General features: G+C 76.6%; 1 protein-coding gene and 1 pseudogene. Both read right to left on the bottom strand.

The window, feature by feature from the left end; genetic code table 11:
* Positions 1-7,159: type I polyketide synthase (locus tag ACIOFR_RS40850; RefSeq protein WP_401005698.1), on the bottom strand; the 7,159-nt coding region annotated here is incomplete at its 3' end.
* Between the two features lie 167 nt (positions 7,160-7,326).
* A pseudogene (locus tag ACIOFR_RS40845) lies at positions 7,327-14,460 on the bottom strand (type I polyketide synthase); the annotation flags it as partial.
* Positions 14,461-14,465 lie beyond the last annotated feature (5 nt).

Genomic DNA, 14,465 nt, shown 5'->3' with positions numbered 1-14,465 from the left:
ACGCCGCCGCGAACACCGGATACCCGGCATACAACTCCGCACCCATACCCGCCCGCTGGCTCCCCTGCCCCGTGAACAGGAACGCCGTCCGGCCGGAGGGGGTCGTGGCGCCCTCGACAGGGGCGGACTCGCCTCGGGACAGGGCTTCCAGGGCGCGCAGGAGTTCCGTCCGGTCACTGCCGATCAGGGCGGCACGCCGGTCGTGGCTGCCCCGGGTGGTGGCCAGGGCGCGCGCGACCTCGGCAGGGTGCCAGGCGTCGTCCTCGGTCAGGCGGCGGTGCAGCCGGCCGGCCTGGGCGGCGAGGGCCTCGGGGGTCTTCGCGGAGAGCACCCACGGGACCGTGTCGGGCCCGCCGGGGGTTTCGGGGGCGGCCGCGGCCGGCTCGTCCGGGGCCTGCTCGATGACGGCGTGGGCGTTGGTGCCGCTGACGCCGAAGGAGGAGACGCCGGCCCGGCGGGGCTCGCCGGTCACCGGCCAGGGGCGGCGCCGGGTCAGCAGCTCGACGGCGCCGGCCGTCCAGTCGACGTGCGGCGACGGCTCGTCGACGTGCAGGGTCTGCGGCAGCACGCCGTGGCGCATCGCCATGACCATCTTGATGATGCCCGCCGCACCGGCCGCGGCCTGGGTGTGGCCGAGGTTGGACTTGACCGAGCCGAGCCACAGCGGCCGGTCGGCGGCACGCCCCTGGCCGTAGGTGGCGAGCAGCGCCTGTGCCTCGATCGGGTCGCCGAGGACGGTGCCGGTGCCGTGCGCCTCGACGGCGTCGACCTGGGCGGCCGACAGGCCCGCGTTGGCCAGGGCCTGCTGGATGACGCGCTGCTGGGCCGGGCCGTTGGGGGCGGTGAGGCCGTTGGAGGCGCCGTCCTGGTTGACGGCGGTGCCGCGGACCACGGCCAGCACCGGGTGCCCGTTGCGGCGCGCGTCGGAGAGACGTTCGACGAGCAGCATGCCGACGCCCTCGGCCCAGCTGGTCCCGTCGGCCGCGCCGGCGAAGGACTTGCAGCGCCCGTCGGCGGCCAGACCGCGCTGGCGGCTGAAGTCGACGAAGGTGTCGGGTGTCGACATCACGGTGACACCGCCGGCCAGCGCCATGGTGCACTCGCCGCTGCGCAGCGCCTGGCTCGCCAGGTGCAGGGCGACCAGCGAGGACGAGCAGGCGGTGTCGACGGTGACGGCGGGGCCCTCCAGGCCGAAGGTGTAGGAGACGCGCCCGGAGGCGACGCTGCCCGAGCTGCCGGTGCCGAGGTAGCCCTCGACGCCTTCGGGGATGGCGGGCAGGCGGGAGACGTAGTCGTGGTACATCACCCCGGCGAAGACACCGGTCCGGCTGCCGCGCAGGGTCGCCGGGTCGATCCCGGCGCGCTCGAACGCCTCCCAGGAGGCTTCGAGCAGCAGCCGCTGCTGCGGGTCCATGGCGAGCGCCTCACGCGGGTTGATGCCGAAGAAGTCGGCGTCGAAGGCGCCCGCGTCGTGCAGGAAGCCGCCCTCGCGGGCGTACGAGGTGCCCTGCCGCTCCGGGTCGGGGTCGTAGAGGGCGTCCAGGGGCCAACCGCGGTCGGTGGGGAAGGCGGAGACGCCGTCGCCGCCGTCGGCGACCAGCTGCCACAGCTCCTCCGGGGAGGTGACGCCGCCGGGGTAGCGGCAGGCCATCCCGATGATGGCGATCGGGTCGTCGTCCGGGACCGCGGCCGAGGCGGTCACGGCGGCGGGTGCGACGGTGCCTGCGAGCCGGGTGTCCAGCTGCCCGGCGAGGGCCTGCGGCGTCGGGTAGTCGAAGACCAGGGTGGCGGGCAGGCGCAGGCCGGTGGCAGCGGTCAGCCGGTTGCGCAGTTCCACGGCGGTCAGCGAGTCGAAGCCCAACTCCTTGAAAGCGAGGGTCGGTTCGACGGCGTCGGCGCCGCTGTGGCCGAGCACGGCGGCGACCTCGGTGGTGACCAGGCCGAGCAGGGCTCGGGTGCGCTCGGCGGCCGGGAGGGCGGCGAGCTGCCGGGCGAGGCCGTCCGCCGCGGTGTCCGCGCCGGCGGCCCGGGCTGCCGGGCGGCCGGGGGCGCGGACCAGACCGCGCAGCAGGGCGGGCAGGGCCGGGGAGGCGGCCTGGGTGCGCAGCGCGGCGAGGTCGAGCCGCATCGGGACGTAGGTGGCGCCGCCGAGTGCGGTGGCGGTGTCCAGCAGGGCCAGGCCCTCGGCGGAGGACAGCGCGGCGACGCCCGCGCGGTTGATGCGCTGCAGGTCCGCGGTGTCCAGGGTGCCGGTCATCCCGCTGCGTTCGGCCCACAGGCCCCAGGCGAGCGAGGTGGCGGGCAGGCCGCGGGCGTGCCGGTGGTGGGCGAGGGCGTCCAGGAAGGCGTTGGCGGCGGCGTAGTTGGCCTGGCCGGGGCCGCCGAGGGTGGCGGCTGCGGCGGAGAACAGGACGAAGGCGTCGAGGGGCTGTCCGGCGGTCAGCTCGTGCAGGTGCCAGGCGGCGTCGGCCTTGGGGCGCAGCACGGTGTCGAGGCGCTCGGGGGTGAGGGCGTCGAGGACGCCGTCGTCCAGGACCCCGGCGGTGTGCAGGACGGCGGTGAGCGGGTGGGCCGCGGGAATCTCGGCGAGCACCCGGGCGAGGGCTTCGCGGTCGGCGACGTCGCAGGCGGCGAGGGTGACGCTGGCGCCGGCCTCGGCGAGTTCGGACGCGAGTTCGGCGGCTCCGGGGGCCTCGATGCCGCGCCGGGAGAGCAGTAGCAGGTGGCGGGCGCCCCGGTCGGCGACCAGGTGGCGGGCGACGAGGGTGCCCAGGGTGCCGGTGGCGCCGGTGACCAGCACGGTGCCGTCGGGGTCGATGCCGCCGGTGCCCGGGGCGGTCCCGGGGGCGGGGTCGGCGTCGGGGGCGGGGTCGGCGTCGGGGGCGGGGGCGGGGGCGGCATCGGCGGTGACCCGGGAGAGCCTGGGCACGTACAGGGCGCCGGCCCGGAGGGCGAGTTGGGGTTCCTCGGAGGCGACGGCGGCGAGCAGGGCGGCCGGGGTGGCGGGGTCGTCGTCGAGGTCGGCGAGGACGAGGCGGCCGGGGTTCTCGGACTGGGCGGACCGTACCAGGCCCCAGACGGTGGCGGCGGCCAGGTCGGTGACGTCCTCGCCGGACAGGGCGGCGACGGCGCCGCGGGTGGTCAGCACCAGGCGGGTGTCGGCGAGCTCCTCCTCGGCCGACCACTGCTGGACGAGGGCGAGTGCCCGGGCGGCGACGGTGCGGGCGGCGGCCGGTGCGTCGGCGGTGCCGGGCCCGGCGACGAGGGTGGCCAGGACGGTGTGCGGTGCCTCCGCTCCGGCCCGGACGGCGGCGGCGAGTTCGGCCGGCGACCGGTGGACGGGCAGGGACAGGGACAGGGCGGTGGCCGGGTCCGTGCGGTCGTCCTCGGTGCCGAGCAGGGCCCAACCGGTGGCCGCGGGCGCGCCCGGGGTGGCGCTCTGCCAGGCGACGGTGAACAGCGACTCGTGGTGGACGGCCCGGGCGGCGTGCACCTGGGCGGCCGACACCGGGCGCAGCAGCAACGAGTCGACGGTGGCGACGGGAGTGCCGGTGGCGTCGGCGACGGTGACGGCGACGGCGTCCGGACCGGCCGGGGCGAGCCGTACCCGCAGGCTGTCGGCGCCGGCGGCGTGCAGGGTGACGCCGCGCCAGGCGAACGGGAGGCGTCCGGACTCGCTGGGTGCCAGCAGGGTGCCCATGCCGACGCCGTGCAGGGCGGCGTCCAGCAGGGCGGGGTGCAGGCCGAACAGGCGGGCGTCGGCCCGGGCCGGTTCGGGCAGGCGGACGTCGGCGTAGATCTCGTCGCCGAGCTGCCAGGCGGCGGTGAGGCCCTGGAAGGCGGGACCGTAGCCGAAGCCCGCCTCGGCGAGGTAGCCGTAGAGGCCGTCGGTGGGAACGGGGACGGCTCCGGCCGGCGGCCAGCTGGTCGCCCCGAGCGGTTCGGCGGGACGGTCCGCGGCGCGGTCGGCGGCCGGGGCGAGCAGGCCGGTGGCGTGCCGGGTCCAGGCGTGTTCGGCGGTCAGGGCGGCCGCGCCGGCGGCGCCGTCGGGTTCGGGCCGGGAGTGCAGGGTGAACGGGCGGCTTCCGGATTCGTCCGCGTCGCCGACGGCGAGCTGGAGCTGTACGGCGCCGTGCTCGGGCAGCACCAGCGGTGCCTGGAGGGTGAGTTCGGCGAGCCGGGGGGCACCGACGTGGTCGCCGGCCCGGACGGCGAGCTCGACGAAGGCGGTGCCGGGGAGCAGCACGGTCCCCATCACCGCGTGGTCGGCGAGCCAGGGGTGGGTCTGCAGCGAGAGCAGGCCGGTGAACAGGACGCCGTCGGCGTCGGCGAGGGCGACGGCCGCGCCGAGCAGCGGGTGGTCGGCGGCGCCGAGTCCGGCGGAGGTGACGTCGCCGAGCCAGCCGGCCGGGGGCTCGGGCCAGTGGCGGCGGCGCTGGAAGGCGTAGGTCGGCAGGTCGACGCGGTGGCCGCCCCAGGGCTGTGCGACGGCACGCCAGTCGGGTGCGGCGCCGTGCACGTGGGCGCGGGTGACGGCCGCCAGCAGGTGCGCCGCCTCCGGGCGGCCGGCGCGCAGGGCGGAAATCAGGGTGGCCGGGGCGGTCCCGGCGTCCGGGTCCGTGTCGAGGCTGTGCTGGGCGAGGGCGGTGAGCACGCCGTCGGGGCCGAGTTCCAGGTAGGTGGTGACGCCGTTGGCGTGCAGCCGGCGGACGGCGTCGTGGAAGCGGACGGCCTCGCGGACGTGGCGCACCCAGTACTCGGGCGAGCACAGTTCCCCGGCGGTCAGCGAGGTGCCGGTGACGGTGGAGACGATCGGGATCCGCGGCGCCCGGTAGGTGAGCGACTCGGCGACCGTGCGGAAGTCGTCCAGCATGCCGTCCATCAGTGGCGAGTGGAAGGCGTGGCTGACGGTGAGCCGCTTCGTCCGCCGGTCCGCGAGCTGCTCGACGACCCGCAGCACGGCGTCCTCGGCGCCGGAGACGACCACGGAGGTGGGCCCGTTGACGGCGGCGATCGCGACGTCCTCGGTGAGCAGCCGTACCACCTCGGCCTCGGTCGCCTCCACGGCGACCATCGCGCCGCCGGGCGGCAGCGCCTGCATCAGGCGGCCGCGCGCCGCGACCAGCCGTGCCGCGTCGGCCAGCGACAGGACGCCGGCGACGTGGGCGGCGGCCAGCTCGCCGATCGAGTGCCCGGCCAGGAAGTCGGCGTGCAGTCCCCAGGACTCCAGCAGCCGGAACAGCGCCACCTCCAGGGCGAACAGTGCCGGTTGGGCGTAGGCGGTCGCGTCGATCAGTCCGGCGTCGGCGACGGCTTCGCGCAGCGGACGGTCCAGCAGCGGGTCGAGCTCGGCGCAGACCGCGTCGTACGCCTCGCGGTATGCCGGGTGGGCGGCGTACAACTCCGCGCCCATGCCGGCCCGCTGGCTGCCCTGGCCGGTGAACAGGAACGCGGTACGGCCTTCGGCGGCGGCGGTGCCGCGGAGCAGCTGCGGTGCGGACTCGCCGGCGGCGAGGGCGTCGAGGCCGGCCAGCAGTTCGGTGCGGTCGGCGGCGAGGACGGCGGCCCGGTGGTCGAGCGCGGCGCGGCCGGTGGCGAGCGAGTGGGCGAGGTCGGCGGGGGCGGCTGCGGGGACGGTGTCCAGGTGGGCGCGCAGCCGGGCGGCCTGGGCGCGCAGGGCCTCGGCGGTCCGGCCCGAGACCAGGTGGGGCAGCGCGGCGGGAGCGGGGGCCGGCTCCGGGGCGGGCCCGGGCGCGGCGTCGGTCGCGGCTTCGAGCACGGGGGCCTGTTCGATGATGGCGTGCGCGTTGGTGCCGCTGACGCCGAACGAGGAGACGCCGGCGCGGCGCGGCTCCCCGGTCTCGGGCCAGGCCTGCGCCCGGTCGAGCAGGCGCACCCCGCCGGAGGCCCAGTCGACGTGCGGGGACGGCTCGTCGACGTGCAGGGTCTGCGGGAGCACGCCGTGCTGCATGGCGAGCACCATCTTGATGACGCCGGCGACACCGGCGGCGGCCTGGGTGTGGCCGAGGTTGGACTTGACCGAGCCGAGCCACAGCGGCTGCTCGGCCGGCCGCTCCAGCCCGTACGTGGCGAGCAGGGCCTGCGCCTCGATCGGGTCGCCGAGGACGGTGCCGGTGCCGTGCGCCTCGACGGCGTCGACCTGGGCGGGGGTGAGGCCCGCGTCGGCGAGTGCCTGGCGGATGACGCGCTGCTGGGAGGGGCCGTTCGGCGCGGTGAGGCCGTTGGAGGCGCCGTCCTGGTTGACGGCCGACCCGCGGAGCACGGCCAGCACCGGATGGCCGTTGCGGCGGGCGTCGGAGAGGCGTTCCAGCAGCAGCATGCCGACGCCCTCACCCCAGCCGGTGCCGTCGGCGGCGGCCGCGAAGGACTTGCAGCGGCCGTCGGGCGCGAGCCCGCGCTGACGGCTGAACTGGATGAACGCCCGGGGGCTGGACATCACGGTGACACCGCCGGCCAGGGCGAGCGAGCACTCGCGCTGGCGCAGGGCCTGGGCGGCGAGGTGCAGGGCGACCAGGGAGGAGGAGCAGGCGGTGTCGACGGTGACCGCCGGGCCCTCCAGCCCGAAGGTGTAGGACAGCCGCCCGGACAGCACGCTGGCCGCGTTCCCGGTCAGGGTGTAGCCCTCGACCCCCTCGGGGACCTGGTGCAGCAGGTCCCCGTAGTCCTGCCCGTTGGTGCCCGCGAAGACGCCGGTGCGGCTGCCCTTGAGGGAGGTCGGGTCGATGCCGGCGCGTTCCAGCACCTCCCAGGACGCCTCCAGCAGCAGGCGCTGCTGCGGGTCCATGCCGAGGGTCTCGCGGGGGCTGATCCCGAAGAACCCGGCGTCGAACTCGGTGGCGTCGTAGAGGAACCCGCCCTGGCTGGTGTAGCTGGTGCCCTGCTGGTCGGGGTCGTCGTCGAAGAGCGACCCGGTGTCCCAGCCGCGGTCGGTGGGGAAGTCCCCGACCGCGTCCCGGCCCTCGGCGACCAACTGCCAGAGCTCCTCCGGGGAGTTGACGCCGCCCGCGAACCGGCAGCTCATCGACACCAGCGCGATCGGCTCGGAGTCGCCGGCCTCCGCCTCGCGCAGCCGCTGGCGGGTCTGGTGGAGATCGGCCGTGACGCGCTTCAGATAGTCGAGGAGCTTTTCCTGGGACACTGTGGAACCTCACCCATGTCGATGGCGGCGGCCACTCGTCGGTGGCCGCGTGTGATGGCGGGCCGGATGAGGCCCTGCCCGGCAGGCCGGGCGCGTGCTGCGTGGGGCGGCGGCGGCCCGGGCCCGTGGACGGGCTCCGGGCGGGCCGCCGCCGGCCGGTGGTGCGGTCAGGCCATGCCCAGCTCCTGGTCGATGAAGGCGAACAGCTCGTCGGCGGAGGCCGCCTGGAGCTGCTCGGCGACCTGGAGGCCGGCCTCCCGCTCGCGCGGCGCGGCGCTCCAGCGGGTCAGCAGGGCCTGGAGGCGGGCGGCGACGTCCGCCCGCGTGTCGGCGTCCTCGGCGACCGTGGCCAGCGCTGCCTCCAGCCGGTCGAGGTCGCCGAGCGTGCCGCCCGTACCGCCCGCGGCGCCGGCCGGGACCAGCTCGGTCCGCAGCCGCTCGGCGAGCGCGGCCGGCGTCGGGAAGTCGAACACCAGCGTCGCGGGCAGCCGCAGCCCGGTGGCGGCGGCGAGCCGGTTGCGCAGCTCCAGCGCGGTCAGCGAGTCCAGGCCGAGTTCCTTGAAGGCCCGGCCGGCCCCGACCTCGTCCACGGATGCGTGCCCGAGCGAGGCGGCCGCGTGGCCCCGGACCAGGTCCAGGACGGTCTGGACGCGCTCCAGCTCCGCCATGCCGGCCAGGCGCCGCCGCAACTCGGCGGCGTCGGAGGCCGGCCCGTCGGCCGGGCCGGCCGGCGATCCGGCGGGGCGGCGGGCGCCGGGCAGTCCGTCGAGCAGTTCGTCGAGCAGGGCGGAGGCCCGTACGGCGGTGAATCCGGGGGCGAAACGCTCCCAGTCGACCGCCGCGACGGTCACCGCGGTCTCGTCCAGGTCAAGCGCCTGCTGGAGGGCCCCGATCGCCGACTCGGGGCGCATGGCGGGCAGCCCGGCCAGGTCGAGCCGGTCGCCGATCGCGCCGCCCGCGGCCATGCCGGTCTCGCCCCAGCGGCCCCAGGCCACCGAGGTGGCGGGCCGGCCCTGGGCGCGCCGGTGCTCGGCGAAGGCGTCCAGGTAGGCGTTGGCGGCGGCGTAGTTGGCCTGCCCGGCGTCGCCCAGGGTGCCGGCGATGCCGGAGAACAGGACGAACGCGGAGAGGTCGCGGTCCCGGGTCAGCTCGTCCAGTGCGAGCACCGCGTCCACCTTGGGGCGCAGCACCCGGGCGAACCGCTCGGGCGTCAACGCCTCCAGCACGCCGTCGTCCAGCACACCGGCGGTGTGCATCACGGCGGTGAGCGGCTGTTCGGCGGGGACGGTGGCGAGCAGCCCGGCGAGTGCGGCGCGGTCGGAGACGTCGCAGGACGCGATGGTGGTCCGGGCGCCGAGCGCGTCGAGCTCGGCGACGAGTTCGGCCGCGCCGTCGGCGTCCGGGCCCCGGCGGCTGGTGAGCAGCAGGTGCTCGGCACCGTTGCGGGCCAGCCAACGGGCCACGTGCGCACCGAGCGCGCCGGTGCCACCGGTCACCAGCACGGTGCCCGACGGCGTCCACCGCTCCCCCGACACCGGGCCGGCCGGCGCGTGCACCAGCCGCCGCACCAGCACACCCGACGCCCGCACCGCGACCTGGTCCTCACCACCGGTCCCGGCCAGGACGCCCGCGAGGCCGTCCAATACACGCTCGTCCAGTTGCTCCGGCAGGTCGACCAGACCACCCCAGCGCTGCGGGTGCTCCAGGGCCGCGACCCGGCCGAAGCCCCAGACCAGCGCCTGGGCCGGGTCGGACACCCGCTCCGTGCGGCCGGCCGCGACGGCGCCGCGGGTGGCGCACCACAGCGGGGCCTCGATCCCGGCGTCGCCGAGGGCCTGCGTCAGGACGGCCGTGCCGGCCAGGCCGGGCGGCACGCCCGGTCGGTCGGCGTGCGGTGCGGCGTCCGTGGCGGGCAGGGCGAGCAGGCCGGCCAGTGCGGCCAGGTCGCCGAGTTCCTTGCGGAGCCGCTCGGCCAGGGCGTCCCGGTCGAGGTCGGCCGCGCCCAGGAGCAGGGTGCGGGTCTCCGCGCCGCGCCGCCCGAGCGCCTCGGCGAGCTCGGCCGCGCGGGCCGCGTCCGCCTCGGCGGCGACCAGTGCCCAGGTGCCCGGGAGCAGCGGCGCGGGCAGGTCGGCGAGCGGGCGCCAGACGACGCGGTAGCGCCAACCGTCGACGGTCGCCTGCTCGCGGTGCTCGCGCCGCCAGGACGACAGCGCGGGCAGCACGGCGCTCAGCGGGGCATCGGCACCCAGCTCCAGCGAATCGGCCAGCGCGGCCAGGTCCTCACGCTCGACGACCTCCCAGAACGCGGTGTCCACCGGGTCGCCGCCGGACCCGGCGGCCTCGGGGCGGGCGGGCTCGGGCCAGAAGCGGCGGTGCTGGAAGGCGTAGGTGGGCAGGTCGAGCGGCGCGACGGCGTCGGCACCCGCGAGGGCGGCGGCCCGCCAGTCGACGGCCACCCCGCGCACCCACGCCTCGGCCAGCGAGGCCAGCACCCGGCGGGGCCCGCCCTCGCCGCGGCGCAGCGTGCCGAGCGCCACGGCGTCCCGGTCGGCGGCCTCGATGCTCTCCTGGAGGGCCATCACCAGCACCGGGTGCGGGCTGACCTCGACGAAGGTGCCGAAGCCGTCCGCGAGCAGCCCTTCGGCGGCCTGCTGAAGGCGAACGGTGGTGCGGAGGTTGGTGTACCAGTACTCGGCGTCCATGCCCGAGCCGTCGGTGAGTTCGCCGGTGACGGTCGACAGGACGGGCACGGTACCGGCCTGCGGACGTACCGACGCGAGGAGTTCGAGGAGTTCGGTACGGATCGACTCGACCTGCGCGGAGTGCGAGGCGTAGTCGACGGGGATCCGGCGGGCGCGGACGCCGTCGGCCTCGCAGGCGGTCAACAGCTCGTCCAGCGCCACCGGTTCACCGGAGACGACCACCGAGGACGGGCCGTTCACGGCCGCCACCGAGATCCGCTCCTCACCCCACGCTGCAAGGCGTTCGCGGACGCTCTCGACCGGCAGGGCGACCGACACCATGCCGCCCAGACCTGCCAGGCCACCCGCGATGGCGCGGCTGCGCAACGCCACCACGCGCGCACCGTCCTCGACGGACAGCGCGCCCGCCACCACGGCGGCGGCGATCTCACCCTGCGAGTGACCCACCACCGCGGCGGGCTCCACCCCGGCACTGCGCCACACCTCCGCCAGCGAGACCATCACGGCCCACAGCACCGGCTGCACCACATCCACCCGGTCCATCCAGGCATCGCCGCTATCGCCGCGGACCACGTCCAGCAGCGACCACCCGTCCGCGAACGGCGCCAGAGCATCAGCACACTCGGCCATCCGAGCGGCGAACACCGGCGAGGATTCCAGCAGTTCGACCGCCATCGCCGCCCACTGCGAACCCTGACCCGGGAAGACGAACGCCACCTTCCCCGCCGGGCCCGCGACACCCCGGACCACGCTCGCGCTCGGCGCGCCCGCGGTCAACTCGGCCAGTCCGGAGTCGAGTTCGGCGAGGCCGTCGCCGAGCACGACGGCCCGGTGCTCCAGCGCCGCCCGCCCGGTCGCCAGCGCCAGCCCGGCGCCGCGCGCGTCCGGCGCACTCGCGGCGAACGCCCGCAGCCGCACGGCCTGCCCTCGCAACGCCTCCTCGCCGCGCGCCGACACCAGCCACGGCACCACCGACGACCCGACGACCGACGACCCGACCACCGGCCGCACGGACGCGGCCGGTTCGGCCGCCTCTGCCACCTCGATCGCCTCGACCGCCTCGTCGGGGGCCTGCTCGACGATCACGTGCGCATTGGTGCCGCTGAACCCGAACGACGACACACCCGCCCGACGCGGCTCACCCGTCCGCGGCCACTCCCGGGCCTGCGTCAGCAGCTCCACCGCACCCGCCGACCAGTCCACGTGGGGCGAGGGCTCGTCGAGGTGGATGCTCGCCGGCAACACGCCGCGGCGCAGGGCCTCCACCATCTTGATCACACCGGCGAGACCGGCCGCCGCCTGGGCGTGGCCGATGTTCGACTTGACGGAGCCGAGCAGGAGCGGACGGTCCGCCGGTCGGCCCTGCCCGTAGGTGGCGATCAGGGCCTGCGCCTCGATCGGGTCACCGAGCTTCGTGCCGGTGCCGTGCGCCTCGACGGCATCGACCCGGTCGGGGGTCAGGCCGGCGTTGGCCAGGGCCTGGCGGATCACCCGCTGCTGCGAGGGGCCGTTCGGCGCCGTCAGCCCGTTGGAGGCGCCGTCCTGGTTGATCGCCGAACCGCGGACCACCCCGAGCACCGGGTGCCCGTTGCGCCGCGCGTCCGACAGCCGCTCCACCAGCAGCATGCCCACGCCCTCGGAGGGGGTGAAGCCGTCGGCCGCGGCGGAGAACGGCTTGCAGCGGCCGTCCGAGGCCAGGCCCTGCTGCCGGCCGAACTCCACGAACGTGCCGGGGGTCGACATCACCGTCACACCGCCGGCCAGGGCGAGTTCGCACTCGCCGTTGCGCAGCGACTGGACCGCCAGGTGGAGGGCGACCAGGGACGCCGAGCAGGCGGTGTCGACGGTCAGCGCCGGACCTTCGAGGCCGAACAGGTAGGAGACCCGGCCGGAGACCACGCTGGCGGCGGTGCCGGTGGCGACATGGCCCTCCGCCGAGTGGGCGGCGCCGGCGAGCAGGCCGAGGTAGTCCCCGCCGTTGGTGCCCGCGAAGACGCCCGTCCGGCTGCCGCGCAGGGCGTGCGGGTCGATGCCGGCCCGCTCGAACGCCTCCCAGGAGGTCTCCAGCAGCAGCCGCTGCTGCGGGTCCATGGCCAGCGCCTCGCGCGGCGAGATCCCGAAGAACGCCGCGTCGAAGCGGCTCGCACCGTGCAGGAAGCCACCCTCGCGGATGTACGAGGCGCCCTGCCCGCCGGGGTCGCCGAGGTCGTCCCAGCCGCGGTCGGTGGGGAAGGCCGCCAGGGCGTCGCCACCGGCCGCCAGCAGCCGCCACAGGTCCTCCGGCGAGTCGACGCCGCCGGGGAACCGGCAGCTCATGCCGACGATCGCGATCGGTTCGTCGTGCGCCGCGCCGCTCGCCGCGACCGCGGCCACGGCGCCCGTGCCGGTCCCGGTCAGCTCCGCTCCGAGGTGACGGACCAGGGCGAGCGCATTGGGGTGGTCGTAGATGAGGGTGGCCGGCAGCTTGACCCCCGCTGCGGCACCGAGCCGGTTGCGCAGCTCCACCGCGGTCAGCGAGTCGAAGCCGAGCTCCTTGAAGGCCCGGCCGGTGTCGACGGCCTCCGGCCCGGCGAAGCCGAGCGCGGCGGCGACGTGCGAGGTGACCAGGTCCAGCAGGATCCGGTCGCGGTCTGCGGGGGCCGCACCGGCCAGCCGGGCCGCCAGTGCCCCGGCGCCCGCCTGCTGCTCCTCCCCTGCGGCGCGGACCCCGGCCAGCACCCGGGCGGCCTCGGGGACCTCGTCGAGCAGCGGCCGGACCCGGCCGGAGGTGAAGGCCAGGGCGAAGCGCTGCCAGTCGATGTCGGTGACGGTCAGCTCCGTGTCGCCCCGGTCCAACGCGTGCTGGAGGGCGCCGACGGCCAGCTGCGGATCCATCTCCAGGATGCCGTGCCGCCGCATCCGGTCGCCGACACCGCCCTCGGCCATGCCGCCCTCGCCCCAGGGGCCCCAGGCCACCGAGGTGGCGGGCAGGCCGTCGGCCCGGCGCTGAGCGGCCAGGGCGTCCAGGAAGGCGTTCCCGGGGGCGTAGTTGCCCTGACCCGGGGCGCCGAACGTGGCCGCGAAGGAGGAGAACAGGACGAACGCGGAGAGGTCCAGGTCCCGGGTGAGCTCGTGCAGGTGAAGGGCCGAGTCGACCTTGACCCGCAGCACCCGCTCCAGCTGGTCGGCGGTGAGCGCCATGATCACCGCGTCGTCCAGCACGGCCGCGGTGTGCATCACGGCGGTGAGCGGTTGTTCGGCGGGGACGGTGGCGAGCAGCCCGGCGAGTGCGGCGCGGTCGGAGACGTCGCAGGACGCGATGGTGGTCCGGGCGCCGAGCGCGTCGAGCTCGGCGACGAGTTCGGCCGCGCCCTCGGCGTCCGGGCCCCGGCGGCTGGTGAGCAGCAGGTGCTCGGCACCGTTGCGGGCCAGCCAACGGGCCACGTGCGCACCGAGCGCGCCGGTGCCACCGGTCACCAGCACGGTGCCCGACGGCGTCCACCGCTCGCCCGTCACCGGGCCGGCCGGCGCGTGCACCAGCCGCCGCACCAGCACACCCGACGCCCGCACCGCGACCTGGTCCTCACCACCGGTCCCGGCCAGGACGCCCGCGAGGCGGTCCACGGCACGCTCGTCCAGTTGCTCCGGCAGGTCGACCAGACCACCCCACCGGGCGGAGTCCTCCAGCGCTGCGACCCGACCGAGGCCCCAGACCAGCGCCTGGGCCGGACCGGACACCCGCTCGGTGCGGTCGACGGCCACGGCGCCGCGGGTGGCGGTCCACACCGGGGCCTCGATCCCGGCATCGGCGAGCGCCTGGAGCAGCAGCACCGAACCCGCCAGACCGAACGGGACGGACGGGTGCGCGGCGCAGCGCCGCTCGGCTCCGCCGAGCAGGGAGAGCAGCCCGGCGGGGGCCACGCCCTCGGGGAGCTCCGCGACCAGCCGGGCCGCCAGCGCCGCCCGGTCGAGGTCGCCCTCGTCGACGGTGAGCACGGTGACCTCGGCTCCGCGCCGCCCGAGCACCTCGGCGAGGCCCTCGGTCCGGTCCCGGTCCTCGACGGCCGCGACCAGCACCCAGTGGCCGGAGAGCACGGGCGCGGGCAGGTCCGTGAGCGGGCGCCAGACGATCCGGTACCGCCAGCCGTCGACCGTGGACCGCTCGCGGTGCTGCCGCCGCCAGGACGACAGCGCGGGCAGCACGGCGCTCAGCGGGGCATCGGCGCCCAGCTCCAGCGAATCGGCCAGAACGGCCAGGTCCTCACGCTCGACGGCGGCCCAGAACTCGGCCTCCACCGGGTCGAGTTCGGCGCGGTGCTCGTCCTCCACGGCCGCGGTCGGCGCGTCCAGCCAGTAGTGCGCGCGCTGGAAGGCGTAGGTGGGCAGGTCGACCGGCGCGACGGGGTCGGCACCCGCGAGGGCGGCGGCCCGCCAGTCGACGCCCACCCCGCGCACCCACGCCTCCGCGAACGAGGCCAGCACCCGCCGGGGCCCGCCCTCGCCGCGGCGCAGCGTGCCGACGGTCACCGCGTCCTGTCCGGCCGCCTCGGCGGCGTCCTGCACCGCCATCGCCAGCACCGGATGGGCACTGACCTCGACGAACGTACCGAAACCGTCCGCCAGGA

It is taken from the genome of Kitasatospora sp. NPDC088346 (genome assembly GCF_044740765.1).
Classification (GTDB): Bacteria; Actinomycetota; Actinomycetes; order Streptomycetales; family Streptomycetaceae; genus Kitasatospora.
The sequence above is the reverse complement of the archived record's forward strand: the minus strand, read 5'-3'. Positions and strand labels throughout refer to the sequence as shown.